The sequence below is a fragment of the Winogradskyella pelagia genome (assembly GCF_017581965.1).
Classification (GTDB): Bacteria; Bacteroidota; Bacteroidia; order Flavobacteriales; family Flavobacteriaceae; genus Winogradskyella; species Winogradskyella pelagia.
On sequence record NZ_JAGEVF010000013.1, the window covers coordinates 16,925 to 37,134 of the forward strand.

A 20,210-nucleotide genomic window follows, 5' to 3' on the forward strand; every position below is an offset into this window, starting at 1 on the left:
GTAAATGAATTTAGCAGAATTTTCAATTAATAGAAACCGAATTACCTTCACGGTTCTGGCCACCATAATCTTAATGGGCTTGGTAATGTATCAATCCCTGTCTAGGGATAGTATGCCGCCATATACCGTTAGGGTAGCTAATATTGTATCTCCATTTCCTGGGTCTAGTCCTGAGCGTGTTGAGCAACTGGTTACTGACAAAGTTGAAAAAGTAACTCAAGAATTACCAGAATTAAAAGAAGTAACAAGTACTTCGCGTTCAGGTTTGTCGGTTGTTACAGTAGAGCTAAAAGATGAAGTAAAACCAGAAGATTTACAGCCTGTTTGGGATAGGTTGAGACGCAAACTTGACAAAATACAAGGGCTGCCTGAGGGTGTTAAGCCAGATTTAGACGACGATGGTATTGGAGAGGTTTTTGGTATTGCCATAGGGTTAATTTCAGATGGTTTTTCCTATGCCGAGGCAAAAGACTACGTAGATGATATCAAAGACGACCTCATTAAATTAGAACTAGCAGCCAAGGTTGAGCTGGGTGGCGTGCAGGATGAACGCGTTTTTGTAGAATTTGATAATTCAAGATTAAAAGAGTACGGACTGTCTTCTTCTAAGCTTCAAAATATTATTGCATCTACTAATATTTTAAGTTCAGGTGGGCAGGTAAATCTTGGGGATGAGCGTATCATTTTAGAGCCAACAGGTAACTTTAATTCCGTAAAAGAGATAGAACGCATGCTGGTCCCAGTTGGCGATGGAAGCCAATTGGTGTATTTGGGAGACATAACCAACGTCGTAAAAGGGTATATAGATCCACCTAGCCAGGTGGTTACAGTGAATGGTCAAAAAGCTATTTCGCTTCATGTGAGCTTAAAAGAGGGCGCCAATATCATTCAATTAGGTGCAGATATTAATACGGTCCTCAATGAATGGAAAGAGCGATTACCAGTAGGATTAGAGCTTAAGCGTTTATCCTCTCTTGATACATATATAGATAATAAGATTAATGATTTTATTGTTAACCTTATTCAATCAATTGTTATTGTGCTTGTGGTGATGCTTATATTCCTAGGAATTAGAACAGGTGGCATCATTGCTAGTTTAATTCCTATGGTAACCATAATGACCTTGATGCTCATGGGCGTTATAGATATGGGCTTGAATCAGGTTACGCTTGCAGCTTTAATTATGGCACTTGGTATGATGGTAGATAATGCCATTGTGGTTGCAGAAACCATAATGGTAAAAATGGAAAATGGTATTGAAGCAAAGAAGGCTGCCGTTGATGCTTGTGGTGAATTATTTACACCATTATTAATCTCAACCTTAACAACCTCTGCTGCATTTTTAGCCTTTTATTTAGCGGAGTCCACCATGGGTGATATTGTCGGTCCCATTTTTGTGGTGATTTCACTTGCCCTATTATCATCATGGATATTAGCACTGACAGTGATAACTTTATTGTGTTTCTTGTTCTTAAAGATAACACCGAAAGCAGAGAAGACGCCTAGTTTTATAGACAGAGTTATTGATAAACTGAAAGGCTATTATAAAGATCTTATACTTATGGCTTTAGCCTATAAGCGCCTGGTTTTAATAGGTATCCTCGGTTGTTTTATGTTATCAATATATGGCTTTGGTTATATACCCTTTATCTTTTTTCCGGATAGTGATAGAAATATGGTCACTGTAGATATTAACTTACCTCAAGGGACCCGTATTGAAGCAACCGAAGACCTTATTAGCGATATAGAGAATTTCATTACTAATGAATTATTGGTAACTGAAACTAGACCTAACGGAATTAGCGATTGGTCCTCCTATATAGGAGCTGGACCAGAGTCTTATGACCTTGGTTATTCACCCGATGAGCCAGATGCAAGTTATGCACATATGCTGATTAACACCTCTGATTATATTTACAATAATGAAATTGTTGAGAAATTAGATGAGTTTGGGTTTGAAAGTTTTCCTAATGCAGATATAAAGGTAGGTCTTTTGGGTTCTGGTGGTGGAGGAACACCTATTGAAATTAAGGTTTCTGGAGAAAATCCTGACCAGTTGGCTATTCTATCCGAGTCGGTGAAGCAAAAATTATCATCAATTTCTGGTACTAAAAACGTAAAGGACGACTGGGGCCCGAAAACAAAGAAATTTGTGGTAAAAATTGATCAAAATAAAGCGCAACTAGCTGGTATTTCTAGTGCTGATATTGCTACCTCACTACAAACGGTATTAGATGGTTTTAAAACTGGTGAGTATAGAGAAGATGACAAGTCCATTCCTATAATGATGCGAGGGAACGAAAGCCAGCAACAAACATTGGCTTCTATTGAAACCTTAAATATTTATGCTCAAAATTCTGGTAAAAGTGTACCCTTATTACAAGTGGCTAGTATTGAGCCTCAATGGCAATACGCCAAAATAAAACGTTTGGATATAGACCGTACTATTGTAATTAGTAGTGAGTTAAATGCCGACGGCAACGCATCTGCAATAATGAAGGAAATTACACCTTGGATTGAAGAGGATTCGAAAACATGGCCTGAAGGCTATACCTTTAAATTTGGTGGTGATGCAGAGAATACAGCTGAGAATATGGGTGCTGTTCTAGGGTACTTGCCTTTATCTGGATTTATTATTATTCTATTACTAATTATTCAATTTAACTCTGTTAGAAAGACTATTATGGTTGCATCAACCATTCCACTTGGTATCATAGGCGTTGTAATAGGATTATTATTGTTTCAGCAGCCTTTTGGTTTTATGCCATTTTTAGGAGTTATTTCTCTAGCAGGAATTGTAATTAATAATGCTATTGTACTAATCGATAGAATACAAATTGAAGAAACCGAGATTAAAAGACCCATTCAAGATGCCATTATTGCGGCTTGCTTGCAGCGCTTCAGACCTATTCTATTGGCCACCTTTACAACAGTATTAGGACTGATTCCATTGTATTTAAGTGGTGGCGACATGTGGGAAGGCATGGCAGTAAGTATAATGATTGGATTGTTATTCGGTACAGTAATCACCTTACTGTTTATACCATCCTTTTACAGTGTTTTGTATAAAGTGAACTATAAAGAATACGAGTTTGATGAATCAATTTTAAAAGACACTTAATAATATTTGATTAAGCTACTACCATATCGCTTTGAACTATTTTTATTTACCCAGGTCGCTATCTTGTTTGGATCGTTATTTGTTCCAACTTATTGGTTTGAAATGTGGATATCACCCATTTTACTTATTGTAAACATGGCATTTGGCACCTTATTTCTAGTTAAGAAAAAATTACTTTATGGTTTTACATTGGTGCTGCTTTTTATTTGTACCGGTATTTCTATTCAATATTTCCTTACTGGTAATAAAATTGAGAGTATAAGTTTTATCAAGCTGAGTTGCTTATTTATTTTTTATATTATCGTCACTTTAGAAATGATTAAGCAGGTATCAAAAGCTAAAACCATTGAACGAAATGTAATATTAGGTCTTATCAGTGGTTATATTTCTCTGGGTTTATTGGCATTTTTTATGTTTTTGACGATTGAGATTATTGAGCCTCAGTCGTTCTCTGGAATAGCAATCAGCTCTAATGGACAAACAATGCTAACTGAGCAATTGTTATATTTTAGCTATGTAACCTTATTAACTATTGGTTATGGAGAAATTCTTCCTGTTTCGGATTTAGCTCAAAAAGGGGCTATATTAGTAGCATTAATAGGACAGTTTTATTTAGTAATTCTTACCGCAATTGTGGTGGGGAAATATATTAACCAACAATCAAAATAGTTTTAACCTAAATCAATTTAAAAATGAAAACAGCAAAGCTTTTAACAATAATGATTTGTTTAATTATGGTTTCCGTTGCTACAGCCCAGAAATCACAAAAGCAAATCAATTTAGAGAAGAATAGAGTGCAAATATTTAATGATGAGGAACGTGCAAATGTGCAGTATCATTTTTATGAGAAGACACAAGAATTAAAATTAGATGATGATGCTGAAGCGGAGTATTATAGAATCATAGTATATCATGTCTATGACATGGGTAGATTATACGACAAAGATAAAAACAATACGGACGAAGAAATTAGAACAGCACTGAAAGCTCTTGTAAAAAAAATGGATGCAGAGGTGAAACCAATTTTAACGGCTGAACAATACAAAATGCATCACAAAAATTTTAGAGATGTTCTGCAAAGTGCCTATAGAGCCAAGAATTGGGATTGGGACATGGATTAATATCCATTTAGTTTTTACTCTTTCGACTCAAGAGTTAGTAGTTCGCCACTGCGCATTATCGTAACCTTAAATTTAGAATTATCGGAAAGGTTTTCAGCAAATTGACTAAGGTTCATAAGCGTGTCATCATCTAGGTTAAATTTTATATCATTAAATTTTAGGATAATGTCACCGCCAAGGATTATTTTTTTTCCGTTGAGAACGGCTTCTGTATCGCCTCCTTTTATACCCATGCGACCAAAAATAGAAGAAGAGGACACACGCTGAACCAATAAACCATGCTTCTGTGGAATATTAAGGATTTTCGCTTCCTCCGCTGTTAATGAGTGCATATCAGCGCCTAGCCATGGCATATTATTGTTAATAAGCAGGTTAGATGCAAGGTTTGAACTACTGGCATATCCAATACCGTCAAAACCACCGGATTGAGTAGTAATGTAGCTCACGATACCTACAACTTCACCGTCTAAATTAAACATTGGCCCTCCTGAATTGCCTTGGTTAATAGCAGCATCAGTTTGTATAAACTCAGATGTTGTAAAAGGGTTTTTGCCAACATTTGTTCTTCTAAAACTACTAACGTAACCAGAGGAAAGTGATGAGCTTAATCCATAAGGTGCACCAACAATGAAAATTTGTTCTCCCACCTTGAGCTCGTCCGAATCACCTAATTTTACGGTGGTGGCGTTAAACCTTGGTCTAAATAATTCAAGAAGTGCTAAATCAGCGGTTTTATATGAAGAAATTACTTTTGCAGGTATGACTTCACCATCGCTAAATTGTATTTTCAAACGCTCAGGTACCGTAACCACATGTGCTGCAGTTATGACATATTTGTCGGAAATCATAAATCCTGATCCTAAGCCATTTTGATCAACTTTTACGGTTCTATGATCTGGTGTAGCCACAATATCTTTTTCTGTGGTTAGCACTACTACCACAGCTGGACTTACTTTTTCATAAATACTAGACAAGTCTTGAGAATGAAGTTGTAATAAACCTACAGCCAAAATGCAAAAAAGTAAAGATGTCTTCATTAGTTTTTAATTTTAATTTACAGTACAAACAATTTTTAAAACATTAAAAAGCCCTGAAGAGACAGGGCTTTAAAAAATATTTGTTTACTTTTTAAATGTGATAACTGGTAATTTAGAGTGATTTACTAAATCTTCAGAAATACTACCTCCAAAGAAATGATTGATACCTGTTCTTCCATGTGTAATAATGGCTAGAGCATCTGCATTTTCTCTTTTAGCGTAATTTCTAACACCATCCTCTACGTTATGGTCAGCGGTAAAATCAACGCTACTCTTTAAATCTTCAAATTTACCAAGCTTAAGAAACTCTTCAACTTGGTCATGGATTTCGTCCGTACTTAGAAATCCTAAATTAGGTAAGTTGATATGCAGTAAGGTCACTTTTTTAGCGAGTTGATTTAATAATTCTAATGCACTTTTAACTGGGGAAATACTGTTCTCGTTAAAATCTATAGCTAAAACGGCATGGTTAAATTCAACAGATTTTGGTTTCGATTTAACTACCAAAACTGGTGTCGTAGAATGGCGCACTACTTTTTCTGTATTTGATCCAGTGAAAATACCATCAAAGTCACTATGGCCTCTAGACCCAATAACAATTAAATCTGCTTTAACGCTACTGGCTACCTCTGAGACTTCCTTTAAGACCTTGTGGTGTTTTATCATAGGTGTAACAGTGAGCTCTTCTAAATACGATTTATCTAAAAATTCTTCGAAGTTTTTCTTAGCTACCATAAGCATAAAATGGGTTTCCTCATTTTTTTGAGAACTGGTAGTAGAAAAAATGGAGTCTGAAAGCTCTAGCATGTGCATAACAATTAATTCGGCATTGTGAACCTTTGCTAATGCTGCGGCAGTCTCTAGGGCATATTCTGAATGTTTTGAAAAATCTACAGGAATAATGATTTTTTTCATGTTGTCTTATGATTTATTTAGATTCTAAAGTTAAGCAATTGCTTATAATTTTATTATGATAAATGATAGGAAATATGAAAAATTAGCATCTGTATGGTTATTTTTGCAGTGCAAAACCAGCAACATGTATAAAACAATTATTCGTCCGATTTTATTTCAGTTCGACCCAGAAAAAGTTCATTATTTCACTTTTGGATTAATTCGGTTTTTATCAAAAATACCTGGAGTAAAATCAATTTTTAGACGTTTGTACGTTGTTGAGGATAAAAAATTAGAGCGTACTGTCTTTGGTTTGAATTTTAAAAATCCAGTGGGTTTGGCTGCTGGCTTTGATAAGGATGCCAAGCTATTCAATGAGTTGTCTAATTTTGGATTTGGATTTATAGAAGTAGGTACAATTACCCCAAAACCACAAGTTGGTAATCCTAAAAAACGTTTATTTCGTTTAAAATCAGATTCTGCTATTGTCAACAGAATGGGGTTCAATAATGGAGGTCTTAATGAAGCTGTTCAACGCCTTAAAAGGAATAAAGGTGTATTGATAGGGGGTAATATTGGTAAAAATAAAATTACACCAAATGACGCTGCTGTTAATGACTATGAATTGTGTTTTAATGGGTTGTTTGATTATGTCGATTATTTTGTGGTGAATGTAAGTTCGCCAAATACGCCTGGTTTAAGGGAGTTACAGGATAAGGAACCTCTAACCAAATTACTTAAGCAATTACAAGTTTTAAATTTTCAAAAAGAAAAAAGTAAGCCGATACTTCTCAAAATAGCTCCGGATTTAACGGATGAACAACTTCTTGATATTATCGAAATTGTTAAGGAAACAAAAATTGATGGTCTTATAGCAACTAATACTACGATATCTAGAGAAGGTCTTTTAAGTGAGAATAAAAAAGAAATCGGTGGCTTAAGTGGCAAGCCTTTAAACAATCGATCAACAGAAGTTATTCGTTTTTTACATGAAAAAAGTAATGGTGCGTTTCCAATAATTGGAGTAGGAGGAATCCATTCTGCAGAGGACGCTATAGAAAAATTAAACGCTGGTGCTACTTTGGTACAATTATATACAGGGTTTGTTTATGAAGGACCAGCTTTAATAAAAGAAATAAACAAGGCTTTGCTTAGCTCCGTAAATTGAATACTGAAACACTGATAGCATTTGTTGGAGCCACTGCTGCTTTAGCCATGTCTCCTGGGCCAGACAATATTTATGTTTTGGTACAAAGCATAACCAACGGAAAATCTTTTGGCTTGGCCACGGTGAGTGGTTTAATAACAGGTTGTATTGTGCACACAACCTTATTGGCATTTGGTGTATCTGCCATTATTAAGGAGAATGACACTGTTTTTTTTGGTATTAAAATAGCAGGAGCTTTATATCTAGTTTATTTAGCGTATAAAGTGTTTATATCCAATCCTGAAATTGATTTTGATTCAACCAAGGCGCCTAAAAAAAGCTTAAAAGGCTTATTTGTTCAGGGCTTTTTCATGAATGTCTTAAACCCTAAGGTTACTATCTTTTTTCTTGCATTTTTCCCTGGATTCTTATTTAGCGAAACCTTAAGTACGGTCTGGCAATTCTATATTCTTGGCGGAATCTTTATGCTAGTTTCTTTTGTGATTTTTTCAGCTGTAGCCCTTTTAGCCTCACAGATAAAGCGATATACTCTAAGTCATAAGCAATCGGGTATTGTTTTTAAGTGGTTGCAGATTTCTGTTTTTGTTGGAATTGCCATATTTATATTGGTATAAAAAAGGGTTATGAAAACCTTTCCGTAAACCCTATCTTTACCCTCCATGAGTCAAACCGTAAAACTTATTGAATGCCCTCGTGATGCCATGCAAGGCATCAAGGACTTTATTCCTACGGATAAAAAAGTGCAGTATATTCAGTCGTTGTTACGGGTAGGTTTTGATACCATTGACTTTGGAAGTTTTGTCTCTCCGAAAGCGATTCCGCAGATGGTAGATACGGCGGAGGTCCTTTCAAGGTTAGATTTAGGTAAAACGGAAAGTAAATTATTGGCCATAATCGCTAATACCAGAGGTGCTAATGATGCTGCTAAACATAATCAAATTGATTACTTAGGCTTTCCCTTTTCGATATCGGAAAATTTCCAAATGCGAAATACTCATAAAACCATAGCGCAATCTGTAGACACCTTGAAAGACATATTAGAAATTGCTGATAAAAGCAATAAAAAAGTGGTGGTATACATATCCATGGGTTTTGGGAATCCTTATGGAGACCCTTGGGATGTGGATATTGTTGGGCAATGGACCCAAAAGTTGGCACAAATGGGAGTTGAGATTTTATCTTTGAGCGATACTATTGGCAGTTCGGATGCTGAAAATATTAATTACTTATTCTCTAATTTAATTCCTCAATATCCAAAAATAGAATTTGGAGCACATTTGCATACCACACCTTCAACATGGCACGAAAAAATAGATTCTGCCTTTAAGGCTGGTTGCCGAAGGTTTGATGGGGCAATCCAAGGATTTGGTGGATGCCCAATGGCAAAGGATGAACTTACAGGTAATATGCCTACAGAGAAAATGCTGTCTTACTTTACCCAAAAAAAAGCTCATAACCTAAACGCCATGAGCTTTGAAAGTGCTTACAACGAAGCGACTAAAATATTTACCAAATACCACTAGAAACTATATTCTAAACCTAGATTAGCGCCAAAAGGGTGTCCCGGTCTTAGTCCGGCTGGAACACGCGACACGGCATATACTTCATCTAAAAGGTTTATGATATTTCCAGATAGGGTTAGGTGGTTGTTAAAATGATATCTAGATGAAAAGTCTATTATAAAATTTGAAGCTACTAATTCATCATTGGGAATAGTTCCTGAACCAGCCTGAGTTCTAAACTCACCATTATATCGGCCACTTAAGTTTAATTCATATTTATCATGTTCTAACGACACCATGACATTAAACTGATGCTTTGGGATATAGGGTAACTGATCACCAGCGTTTACCTCTCCCCAAAGATCATCATTACTACCAAAACTATTTAAAAATTCGGTGTTGGTTAAGGTATAGCCAAAAGTTACGGGTAATGCAAACTTAGAATTTGCTGATAGAAAATCATAATTTAAGAGCAGTTCTATACCGTTTACGGCAACTTCACCAGCATTAAATTGCTCTAGCGATCCTGTGCCACCTGTTGCTGCCAAATCACTACCTAATAAGTTACTATAATCATTGTAAAACCAAACGAGCTCGCCTCTTAGTTGACCAAAGGCAAATCTAGAACCAAGTTCGTAGTTGACACTTTCTTCGGCTTTTTGTCCAGGTTGGTTACTAGGTGGGGAAAACCCTTTGTGAATACCACCAAATATTGAAATGTCGTTTTTAATGGCATAGCTAAAACCCATTCCAGGGATAAAAATATCAATCTCGTTCTCACGGCTCGATAAGTCTGTACCTGTTCTATTGGAGTCGTTAGTTCCAAAATTATCACGTTGAAGCCTAATATTTTCGTAACGAAGCCCAGGAGTAAGAGTGAGATTGTCAAATTTTAATTTATACATGGCGTAAGTCGCCAATGCTGTAGCACTGCTTATTCTATTGGCTTCGGAACCTTCCACAGCATCTAATGTTAAGTTCATGCGTCCGTTAACAAGGTTATAGCCATCTTCCCATTGAAATCTGTCTTCCTCGTCATAATGATATCTAATACCAATTTCTAAATCGTGAAATACATTTTCTCCATACCAGTGATAATCGAGTTTAGTTTGCAATCCTTTGGATATATAGATTCTATTGTTAGCCTTAACTAAAAGGGCGTCATCACTAGAATCTACGTCTCCTCTTAAGATGGCCATATGATTGTTAAAGGTGTCAGGGTTTGAAACCACGTTGGCAATACCTTGTTTGTCACCATTAAATATGACGTCATCTAGTTTGTACCAATTTCGGGTAAACCTGTTGTAATAACCATTTGTAGTAACCCTAAAGTTCTGTGAGAGGTTAAGTGTATGAGTAAGCATCAATTGCAAATGATCAGCATTCATTTGGTCTAATTGAGAAGATGCGTATCTGGCATAAGGACTTGTGGCAAAGTCGTTTTCAGTTAACCCGAGATAGGTTTCATTAGAGACCTCATCGTAGTATTGGAATTTAACCTCTAGCGCTTGCTGCAATTTTGCTTCTGGTCTACTATTAACTCTAAACTTGGCTACTGCTTCATTTATATCAAAACCTGTATTACTGTTGTCTGGTAGATTTTTGAAACCGTCGGAATTGTAATTCAAAAATTCAACCATGTATCCCATGGTTGGTTTGCTATCACCAACTCTTGCGTGTAATTGACTGGTATTAAAACTTCCATAATTACCTCGGATTTGGCCACTGAATGTATCAGGAATTTGAGTAGAAATCATGTTGATTGCGCCACCAGTTGTAAACGGGCCAAATTGAACTTGACTGCTACCTTTTAATATTTCAATAGCTTGCATTCTAGCAACGGAAGGAAAATAATAGGCTGCTGGAGCACTATAAGGCGCAGGAGCAATAAGTACACCATCTTCCATTAAGGTGATTTTAGAGCTACGCTCTGGTGATGTACCCCTTAAACTAATGTTTGGTCGCAAACCAAATCCATCTTCTTCATAAAAGGTAACTCCAGGTACAGCTCTGAGAGCTCTATTGATATCAGTGTAGTTGAATTTTTTCAACTCTTTAGGGGAGATATAATAGGCTGAACCTGTTCTGTTTTTAGCTACGTATTTATTGCCAAAAATAAAATTACTGTTTATAATAACCTCATCTAGGGCTTGTATGGAATCCTTTGCTAGTTTGGCTTGTTTGTTCTGTGCAAGACTTAAAGATAGTTGTGATAAGGTCAGTAGTAATAATGGGGTTTTGATATTCATTTATTTAGATTGAATTAAAATAATTATAAAAAACGGTCGCAAATTTATAATTGAATTGTTGTTCTTGCAAGTTTATTTAGAATAAATAAAAATAATATTTCTACTATTTTGAGAATGAATGATTTGTTGGTCGAGTTAGGTTTTATGCGCTATTGAATTTTACATTTTTGTAAACAGTCGAACCCAAAAAAAGCCTTATATTTGCACGCAATTATACCTTAATTGCCATGATAGCACATCAAAATAAAATTCTAGGTGAGGGTCTTACCTACGATGACGTACTTTTAGTACCAGCCTACTCTCAAGTCTTACCAAGAGAGGTTAGTATTCAAACAAAGTTTACTAGAAATATTACAATTAATATTCCTGTAGTCTCTGCAGCTATGGATACGGTTACAGAGAGTAAAATGGCTATAGCAATGGCACGTGAGGGCGGTATTGGTGTGCTTCATAAGAATATGACCATAGAACAGCAAGCCGCGAAAGTGCGTAAGGTAAAACGTGCTGAAAGCGGAATGATAATTGATCCTGTTACCTTACCATTAGATGCGAAGGTTGCTGATGCTAATAATGCCATGAGTGAGCATAGTATAGGAGGAATACCAATCGTGGATTCTAATGGCAAATTAAAAGGGATTGTCACTAATCGTGATTTGCGTTTTGAACACGATGTTAATAGACCAATTGTGGAAGTAATGACTGGTGATAACTTGGTCACCGCACCAGTAGGAACTTCACTTAAAGACGCCGAAGCGATATTACAGGCTCATAAAATTGAAAAACTTCTTATTGTAGAAGATGACTATACGCTTGCGGGCTTAATAACTTTTAGGGATATAACTAAAGTGACTCAAAAGCCAATTGCCAATAAAGATACCTACGGACGTTTGCGCGTAGCTGCTGCGGTTGGCGTGACAGGAGATGTTATTGATAGGGTAGAAGCCTTGGTTGGTGCAAGTGTTGACGCTGTGGTCATTGATACGGCTCATGGACATACAAAAGGCGTGGTAAGCGTGTTAAAAGAGGTGAAATCAAAATTTCCAAATCTCGAAGTAATTGTTGGAAATATTGCTACGGCTGAGGCTGCAAAATATTTGGTTGAAGCTGGTGCAGATGCTGTAAAAGTTGGTATAGGTCCAGGCTCTATATGCACGACACGAGTTGTTGCCGGCGTGGGATTCCCACAATTTTCTGCGGTATTAGAAGTGTCTAACGCCATTAAGGGCTCTGGAGTTCCTGTAATTGCAGATGGTGGTATTAGATATACAGGAGACATACCAAAAGCAATAGCTGCTGGTGCAGACACCGTAATGCTAGGTTCTTTATTAGCAGGTACTAAAGAAAGCCCAGGAGAAACCATTATTTACGAAGGCCGTAAGTTTAAGTCTTATCGCGGTATGGGTTCTGTTGAAGCTATGAAAGAAGGTAGTAAAGATCGCTACTTCCAGGATGTAGAAGATGATATTAAAAAATTAGTCCCAGAAGGAATCGTTGGTCGCGTTCCATATAAAGGCGAATTGTACGAGAGTATTCATCAATTTGTAGGTGGTCTTAGAGCTGGTATGGGATATTGTGGCGCTAATGACATAGAGACATTGAAGGAAACAGGACGCTTTGTAAAAATAACTTCAAGCGGAATCAATGAAAGTCATCCACATGATGTCACGATTACTAAGGAAGCACCAAATTACTCAAGATAGACATACAAATGACCAAACCAAATAAATTGATACTTCTGGCCGCTACTTTAATCATTGCAAGTATTGTGGTGATTTTCAGTAATGGTCTAGAATATAATATTTGGGCGTTTTTACTTAAAGTTACTGGACTTTCCGTTTTTGTCTACGCCTTATATTTCCAAGCCAAAGAGAAGAAGACGAAATAAGGCCAACATACTTCTTGGTTATAAATTTAACGTTTAATTCATTAACGCATTTTTAGCATTTTGAGATATGATCTTGTCACTTAATTCCTTGTATCTTTGCTAATACATGAAGCAACACAAGATTGTAATTATTGGCGCTGGTATAGCAGGACTTTCAGCTTGTATAAGACTTCGGTCTCAAGGTCATAAGGTTGAGGTTTATGAGGCCAATGATTATCCTGGTGGAAAATTGACGGCATTTGAAGAAAAAGGATATCGCTTTGATATGGGGCCTTCATTATTTACCATGCCTCAATTCGTAGAAGATATCTTTAAAACGGCAAAAAAACCTATAGCGCATTATTTCCAATACAAAAAGAAGTCGGTCGTTTGCAATTATTTTTACGAAGATGGTACCACCTTTTCTGCACGTGCTGACCAACAGCAATTTGCTAAAGAAGCTTCAAAGACGTTTAACGTAGCAGAGGAGACAGTTCTAAAGTATTTAGAACACAGTAAAACAAAATACGACCTTACCGCTTCTTTATTCCTCGAAAAATCCTTACATAAAGTTTCTACATACTTATCCAAGGACACCTTAAACGCAATGTTCAAAGTAAATAGTTTAGATATTAATACAACTTTGGCAGACTATAACGCAAAGGTGTTTAAAGATGAACGTTTACAACAATTCTACAATAGATTTGCAACCTATAATGGATCGTCTCCATATCAAACACCTGGTATTATGAGTATGATTCCACATTTAGAGCAGTATTTCGGAACCTATATTCCTAAAGGAGGAATGCATCAAATATCCATGAGCTTGTTTCAGTTGGCCAAGGATATCGGCGTAAAATTCCATTTTAATTCAAAGGTTGAAAAGATTCTGGTAGAAAAGAAAAGAGCAGTTGGAATAGTGGTAAAAGGTAAAGATATTTCAGCAGATGTAGTAGTGACAAATTCCGATGTCGTACCAACCTACCGTCATTTATTAAAGGAACATAAGGCTCCTGAAAAGGTGTTGCAGCAACCTCGGAGCAGTTCTGCATTAATTTTTTATTGGGGAATAACCAAACAATTTCCTGAATTGGACTTGCATAATATCTTTTTTTCAAAAGATTATAAGACGGAGTTCGATTATATTTTCAACAAAAAGGATGTCCACCACGATCCAACTGTTTATATAAATATCACCTCAAAAGACGAGCCTAATGATGCTCCTGAAGGCTGTGAGAATTGGTTCACGATGATTAACGTTCCTAGTAACACTGGTCAGGACTGGGGCACCATTATAACAGAAGCTCGTAAAAACATTATTGCTAAAGTGAGTCGTTTGCTCAAGGAAGATATTTCACAACTGATTCAATGTGAAGCAATTTTAGACCCTCGGACTATTGAGTCGAGAACCCAAAGTTATCAAGGAGCCCTATATGGCGCTTCTAGTAATAATAAATACGCTGCCTTTTTGAGACATCCCAATTTTAAGCAGAGTATTAAAAATCTGTATTTCTGCGGAGGTAGCGTACATCCAGGAGGGGGTATTCCTCTTTGTCTATTGTCTGGTAAAATTGTTTCGGAATTAATTGAAAAAGCCATCTAAATGGTAGATAGAAAATTTATCAAATACTTCTCGGTTTTCTTGATTTGGTTATTTTCCATCTCAGGAATTACAGGTATCTTATCTCCAGAGTATTCAGATTGGTTTTTAAGTATGACCCCTTTCAACTTGTTGTTGACCTTCATTATACTTCTGGCAAACATTAAAACTTATGATTGGAAATTGCCTATTGCAATGGCCATACCCTTCTTGTTGGGCTTTATAACCGAAGCGCTAGGTGTCAATTATGGTTTAATATTTGGGAGTTATAGCTATGGAGAAAATTTAGGATTTAAAATCGCAGGTGTTCCTTTGATGATATGTTTTAATTGGGCATTACTTACAGCGGTCACAGCAGATGTTTCTAAACTTTTATCAAAGAACAGAATTGTTACTGCGTTAATTGCTGCAGCAATGATGACGGGATTGGATGTACTATTAGAGGTGTCTGCACCGCGATTCGATTTTTGGGAATTTGAAAATGGCGTTGTACCCCTTCAAAATTATATAGGTTGGTTAATTACGGCATTTGTTGCTCAATTAGGCTACCAGCATTTTAAAATCAAGACAAACCTTTCAATTTCTTGGCATATATTAATATCTATAGCTCTCTTTTTTGCGGTATTTACAATATTCTAAATGATTAAAGCAGATTATATCATATTAGGAGCTGGAGCTTCAGGTTTAATGCTGGCATATCGAATGGCATGTGATTCATTTTTTGATAATTCCACTATTATTATCATTGATAAAGCACAGCATAAAGGCAATGATAGAACTTGGTGCTATTGGGAAGAAGGTGATGGCGAATGGGATGATATTGTTTTTAAAACATGGCAAACTGTTTTTTTTGGGAGCAAGACGTTTTCAGATAAAATTCCACTAAAACCCTACAATTATAAAATGATAAAAAGTGAATCGTTTTATAATAAACTATGGCATAAGCTAAAGACTAAATCCAATATTACATTTCATCAAGATGAAGTCATTAGCTTAACCGATGAAAGTGATAAAGTTACCATAAAAGCAGAATCTGAGAACTTCGAAGGCATAAAGGTATTTAGTAGTGTAATGTTTGATGATCTCATGAACAGGCAAACTAAATATCCAGTGTTACAACAACATTTTATCGGTTGGTTTATTAAAACCGAGACACCGCAATTTGATGAAAGTGTGGCTACTTTTATGGATTTTGACATTGAGCAGAAGGGTAATACCAGATTTATGTACATTCTCCCTACAAGTAAATCGGAGGCCTTGTTTGAATATACATTGTTTTCTAAAGACTTGTTGCCTAAGGAAGACTATGAAAATGCTATAAGAGATTATTTGTCTAAAAAGAATATTTCAAGTTATGTGATAGAAGAGAAGGAACAAGGTTCTATACCTATGACATCGTTTAAATTTTCTGAAAAAAACACCAAAAATGTCCTTTACATTGGTACCGCAGGAGGATGGACCAAAGCGAGTACTGGGTATACCTTTAGAAACACCACAAAAAAGACACAAATACTTATTAGTTATCTAAAATCTAATTCTGACTTGACTAGATTTGAAAAGAAGACAAGATTTGCCTTTTATGATATGCTAATGCTAGATGTGCTTTCTAGAAATAACGAAATGGGTTCACAGCTGTTTTCAAGCTTGTTTAAGAATTCTAAGTTGAAAACCATTTTCCGCTTTTTAGATGAAGAGTCTAACTTCAAAGAGGAACTTCAAATAATGGCATCTGTTCCCTCTTTGAACTTTATAAAAGCTCTTTTTTCTCGTATGTTTTAATCCTTGTAGACTTGGCCGCGATGCGGTTTTAAGGCGTCACGTACTGCAATCATCTCTGATTCTTCGACTACCAAAAATGCTAAACTATGCATGTCATTGAATGTTTCAACACCTGTTATGTCTAGCTTTAATTTGCTGCGATTTATAAAGTCTTTTAGATGAATGACATGATGTTCGGCTGTTTTTTGACTTGCAGGACCTCTAAAGTCCCAAATTAATTTTAATTGTCGCATACTGAAAGACCTTGTTCTACAAAGTTTTTAAAGTTTAACATATACTGTGCACTTTGCTTCTTAAAGGCACTTGGCATAAGAAAAAGCATGGCCCTCATAAAAAAAGTAGTTGGTTGAAATTCACTTTTAGAAATCCATTTTGTTTGATTTTCACCAATGCTGTCAAAATAATTCTGTTGTATATTGTGCATACCTTTAGTATTATAAGTAGCATGAAATTCGTTTGGAAAACTTCGTTTAGTAATAGTTTCAATGAGTTCCATTTTTCTATTGCCAAAATCGTAATGTAATTTCATCTTTGCCCCAAACTCTCCTGGAGTACCAGAGACATGCTCTGTATGAATCAATCCTTTTTGCCAATGCTTCATGTTCTCAACGGAATCCATTTTGTGAATGACCTCAGCTAGGGGTGCCTCAATTATAATTTCTGTGGTGTATTTCATTGCTATCGTAACGTAGTATAAATATAAAAAAAAGCGCCTGAATTTTTCAGACACTTTCTTAAACTATAAAATTCTATTCACTATTAATCTAGCAAAACTTTAAATGTTTTGGTTTCACCGTAGACGTTTAAACGTAATAAATATATGCCACTTTTTAATTCGTTGAATTGAAATGTTTTGCCATCAAACAAATCTATGTTTTCAACAGAAAAAACAGATTGTCCTAAGATGTTAAAAAGTGCAACACTAGCCCTATCATCAATTCCAAATATGGAAATGGTTTTATTTTTAGACATGATTTTGACGTCTTCAAAACTAGTTGATTCTAGACCTAAACTCTGGGAGTAAGTAAGAAAATTAGAAAATGCAACATTTGTACCGCCTGTAGCTCCAGGGGCAATACCATCACCATAGGCTTCATCCGAATTAAAGGCTGTCCCACTTAGATACAACCCTACGAAATCAAACGAATCCGTATTGGTTAAACCGATGTCTGACCAATCTAAAGTAAACGTAATAATTGGGTCGGTCGTATTAAAAGCTGGGAAACCTACAAGCGTTTTCTCAAAGCCTAATCCATTATTACCCACTGGTCCTGTTGCCGGAATAGAGAAAAGCCCAATAAAATCAGAACTAATACCAATGGCATAGAACGTTTCAAAGCCAGAAGCAAAAGTAACATCTGATGCAGTACCACTAGAATCGCCATTTGAAATAGCTACTCTTAAAGGGTCGTTATTGTCATTTACTTCACTGTCAATAACATTGCGACCTGCTGCACCCGTATCTAAATACAAGACTAGGGCGTCATTAAAATCGCCTCCTCCTTTTGTTAAGGTAAAAGTAATGGTTGTACCATCATCATCTATGGACAAAGAGCTTTGTCCAACTGGACCTCCAAAACCAGTATTGCCATTACCGCTATAATTTATTTGAGCAGTTAAGGACAGACTGATAGAGAATAATAAAGCAAAAAAGTAGTTTTTCATCATAAAAATTAGAATTGGTTCTAATCTCAAAGTTATTTATTTAATTGGATTTACATCAAAAAAAAATATGACGAAAACGTTTTCGTGTTGATAAATTAAGAAGTTAAACACAATAATCACTAATAGCAAGTGTTCAATAGCTTTCAAACTTTTACACGCTTTACATTAAAAAAGCCTGTTTCACTCAATTTATAATGTGACGAAATATGTTATTTTTGCCTTGCTTCAAGCAATTATGTTTAAACGTAAAAATTAAAAATTTATCCTAATGAATAAATTAAAGTTTTTGTTGGTCGGTACACTGGCATTTAATCTCATGTATGGTCAAGATAAAAACGAGGTTTTAATGACGGTTGATGAAGAGCCTATATTGGCTTCGGATTTTTTAAGAGTGTATAATAAAAACTTAGATCTTGTACAAGATGAGAGCCAGAAGGATATTGATGGCTATTTAGAATTATTTATTGAATATCAGCTAAAATTAAAGGAAGCTAAGCGCTTAAAATTAGATGAGGAAAGTAAATATATCAGGGAATTTGCCCGGTATAAACAACAACTAACTAAAAATTATTTATCAGAAAGTAAAGTGACTGAAGCTTTGGTAAATGAAGCTTATGAGCGCAGTAACATAGATATTAGTGCATCTCATGTTCTTGTAAGATTAGCTGAAACAGAAAAGGATACTTTAAAAGCCTATAGTGAGGTTTTGGCATTAAGGCAACGTGTATTGGATGAAGGTTTTGATAAGGTAAAAGCTGAGGTCCACAACGGCAAGACAATTTTCTTAGAAGACCTCGGTTATTTTTCGGCATTTAAAATGGTTTACGATTTTGAAAACATGGCCTACAATACACCAGTTGGTGAGATATCTAAGCCATTTAGAACACAATTTGGTTACCACGTTGTGCTTGTAAAGGACAGGCGCCAATCTCGTGGAACAATTACTGCTGCACACATAATGATAGCCCTAAATCAAAAAGATTCTACCCTTGTGCCAAAACAGCGTATCAATGAAATTTACGCTAAACTCAATCAAGGTGAAAGTTTTGAGTCTTTGGCAAAGCAGTTTTCTGATGATAAGAGCTCGGCTCGCAATGGTGGAGAGTTAGCGCCATTTAAAAGTGGACAATTAAGCTCAGTTGAATTTGAAGATGAAGCTTTTGCTTTGCAACAAGATGGAGATGTAAGCGAGCCATTTAAAACGGCTTATGGATGGCATATTGTAAAGCGTATTAAATTAGAGCCCAATAAACCCTTAGATGAAGTAAAACCCTTATTAGAAAACAGAGTTAAGCGAGATTCTCGGTCAAAGCTTATTAACACGGCTATGGTTAAAGAATTAAAAAAGAGGTATAACATAGCATACAATGAGGGAGCCAAGGACGATTTTGAAGGATTAATCACCGAGGATTTTTATAAAGGACAATGGCAAATCCCTGATATAGTTGATAAAGACAAAATGATTTTTAGAATTAACGACATAACCTTTACGTATGATCAATTTGGCAGGCACCTCACCGCAGCGCAGAGATTTTATACCAAGAGCAAGCCCGCTCCAAAAGTTATCATTGATAAGGAGTTTGATAGTTTTTTCGAGAAATCGATATTACAATTTAGAGAAGACAATCTCGAATTAGAAAATGAAGATTTCGCAAATATTCTTAAGGAATATAGAGACGGCCTTTTATTGTTTGATCTTATGGAGAAGGAAATCTGGAACAAGGCAGCCAAGGATTCTGTAGGTCTTGTGGAATTCTACAATAAAAACTCACAACACTATAAATGGCCAAAGCGATTAGATGTTGTTATGATAAGCTCGGCGAATAAGGATATTGCATCAAAAGCGCGTAAATTACTTAAATCTAATAAGAGTAAAGATGAGATTGCAGATAAGCTTAACTCAAAAGACACTCAGAATATTATTTTTACTAATGGAGTATTTCCATTAGACAGTGACAAATTACCTTTAAACTTAAAGGTAAAAAAAGGTATTTCCGAGATTTATGAACATAATGATGCTTACCATGTAATAAATGTTAAGTCCATTTTACCAGAAGGCTTAAAAACATTTGAAGAAGCTAAGGGCAGTGTTATCAACGATTATCAAACTCAATTAGAAGCAGAGTGGATAACAACTTTAAAATCGAGATTTGAGGTTACTATAAATGAAGAGTCTTTAGATGGAATTAAGAAAGAATTAAAAGACTAAT

At 35.7% G+C, this 20,210-nt stretch carries 18 protein-coding genes; 12 read left to right on the forward strand and 6 right to left on the reverse strand.

Features of this window, described 5'->3' with window-relative positions; all coding sequences use genetic code 11:
• Positions 1-4: 4 nt before the first annotated feature.
• Genes J4050_RS13750 through J4050_RS13760 form a run of 3 tightly spaced genes read left to right on the forward strand, consistent with a single transcriptional unit; the run spans position 5 to position 4,242 of the window.
• Complete coding sequence (locus tag J4050_RS13750; RefSeq protein WP_208155173.1) at positions 5-3,121, forward strand: efflux RND transporter permease subunit; 3,117 nt, start codon at positions 5-7, stop codon at positions 3,119-3,121.
• Positions 3,122-3,127: 6 nt separating this feature from the next.
• Positions 3,128-3,790 (forward strand): ion channel, encoded by a 663-nt coding sequence (locus J4050_RS13755; RefSeq protein WP_208155174.1) that lies wholly within the window; start codon positions 3,128-3,130, stop codon positions 3,788-3,790.
• A gap of 23 nt (positions 3,791-3,813) precedes the next feature.
• Positions 3,814-4,242, forward strand: coding sequence for a hypothetical protein (locus J4050_RS13760; RefSeq protein ID WP_208155175.1), 429 nt, complete (start codon positions 3,814-3,816; stop codon positions 4,240-4,242).
• 14 nt (positions 4,243-4,256) lie between these two features.
• Here J4050_RS13760 and J4050_RS13765 read toward each other — a convergent pair whose 3' ends face one another.
• Positions 4,257-5,279, reverse strand: a complete 1,023-nt coding sequence (locus J4050_RS13765; RefSeq protein ID WP_208155176.1) for a S1C family serine protease — start codon at positions 5,277-5,279, stop codon at positions 4,257-4,259.
• Positions 5,280-5,363: 84 nt separating this feature from the next.
• Complete coding sequence (locus J4050_RS13770; protein ID WP_208155177.1) at positions 5,364-6,194, reverse strand: universal stress protein; 831 nt, start codon at positions 6,192-6,194, stop codon at positions 5,364-5,366.
• A 124-nt stretch (positions 6,195-6,318) separates the two neighbouring features.
• Between J4050_RS13770 and J4050_RS13775 the strand changes: the two genes are divergently transcribed.
• From J4050_RS13775 to J4050_RS13785, 3 genes are read left to right on the forward strand one after another with little or no spacing between them, the layout of a single operon-like run.
• Positions 6,319-7,341 carry a quinone-dependent dihydroorotate dehydrogenase gene (locus tag J4050_RS13775; RefSeq protein ID WP_208155178.1) on the forward strand — a complete coding sequence of 341 codons (1,023 nt, stop codon included), beginning with the start codon at positions 6,319-6,321 and terminating at the stop codon, positions 7,339-7,341.
• Positions 7,338-7,955, forward strand: coding sequence for a LysE family translocator (locus J4050_RS13780; RefSeq protein ID WP_208155179.1), 618 nt, complete (start codon positions 7,338-7,340; stop codon positions 7,953-7,955). The genes J4050_RS13775 and J4050_RS13780 overlap by 4 nt, the downstream gene beginning before the upstream one ends.
• 45 nt (positions 7,956-8,000) lie before the next feature.
• Positions 8,001-8,864: a hydroxymethylglutaryl-CoA lyase gene (locus J4050_RS13785; protein WP_208155180.1), complete on the forward strand. Its 864-nt coding sequence runs from the start codon at positions 8,001-8,003 to the stop codon at positions 8,862-8,864.
• On the opposite strand, the gene J4050_RS13790 is transcribed toward J4050_RS13785, so the two are convergent.
• Complete coding sequence (locus tag J4050_RS13790) at positions 8,861-11,092, reverse strand: TonB-dependent receptor family protein (protein ID WP_208155181.1); 2,232 nt, start codon at positions 11,090-11,092, stop codon at positions 8,861-8,863. The genes J4050_RS13785 and J4050_RS13790 overlap by 4 nt on opposite strands.
• Before the next feature lie 227 nt (positions 11,093-11,319).
• On the opposite strand from J4050_RS13790, the gene guaB reads away from it, so the two are divergent.
• From guaB to J4050_RS13815, 5 genes are all read left to right on the forward strand, one after another.
• Positions 11,320-12,792, forward strand: coding sequence for an IMP dehydrogenase (gene guaB, locus J4050_RS13795; RefSeq protein WP_208155182.1), 1,473 nt, complete (start codon positions 11,320-11,322; stop codon positions 12,790-12,792).
• An 8-nt stretch (positions 12,793-12,800) separates the two neighbouring features.
• On the forward strand, positions 12,801-12,977 hold the full coding sequence (locus J4050_RS13800) for a hypothetical protein (protein WP_208155183.1): 177 nt from the start codon (positions 12,801-12,803) through the stop codon (positions 12,975-12,977).
• 106 nt (positions 12,978-13,083) lie between these two features.
• Positions 13,084-14,559 carry a 1-hydroxycarotenoid 3,4-desaturase CrtD gene (crtD, locus tag J4050_RS13805; RefSeq protein WP_208155184.1) on the forward strand — a complete coding sequence of 492 codons (1,476 nt, stop codon included), beginning with the start codon at positions 13,084-13,086 and terminating at the stop codon, positions 14,557-14,559.
• Positions 14,560-15,195 (forward strand): carotenoid biosynthesis protein, encoded by a 636-nt coding sequence (locus J4050_RS13810; RefSeq protein ID WP_208155185.1) that lies wholly within the window; start codon positions 14,560-14,562, stop codon positions 15,193-15,195. It abuts the gene before it with no gap.
• Positions 15,196-16,335, forward strand: a complete 1,140-nt coding sequence (locus tag J4050_RS13815; protein ID WP_208155186.1) for a lycopene cyclase family protein — start codon at positions 15,196-15,198, stop codon at positions 16,333-16,335.
• Here J4050_RS13815 and J4050_RS13820 read toward each other — a convergent pair.
• From J4050_RS13820 to J4050_RS13830, 3 genes are all read right to left on the reverse strand, one after another.
• Entirely contained in the window at positions 16,332-16,568 is a 237-nt protein-coding gene (locus tag J4050_RS13820; RefSeq protein WP_208155187.1) for a hypothetical protein, read from the reverse strand. The genes J4050_RS13815 and J4050_RS13820 overlap by 4 nt on opposite strands.
• Positions 16,556-17,011, reverse strand: coding sequence for an SRPBCC family protein (locus J4050_RS13825; protein ID WP_208155188.1), 456 nt, complete (start codon positions 17,009-17,011; stop codon positions 16,556-16,558). The genes J4050_RS13820 and J4050_RS13825 overlap by 13 nt, the downstream gene beginning before the upstream one ends.
• 83 nt (positions 17,012-17,094) lie before the next feature.
• The gene (locus tag J4050_RS13830) at positions 17,095-18,003 is read right to left on the reverse strand and encodes a T9SS type A sorting domain-containing protein (protein ID WP_208155189.1); all 909 of its coding nucleotides are present in this window, start codon (positions 18,001-18,003) and stop codon (positions 17,095-17,097) included.
• 265 nt (positions 18,004-18,268) lie between these two features.
• Between J4050_RS13830 and J4050_RS13835 the strand changes: the two genes are divergently transcribed.
• Positions 18,269-20,209 carry a peptidylprolyl isomerase gene (locus tag J4050_RS13835; RefSeq protein WP_208155190.1) on the forward strand — a complete coding sequence of 647 codons (1,941 nt, stop codon included), beginning with the start codon at positions 18,269-18,271 and terminating at the stop codon, positions 20,207-20,209.
• Position 20,210: the final 1 nt, after the last annotated feature.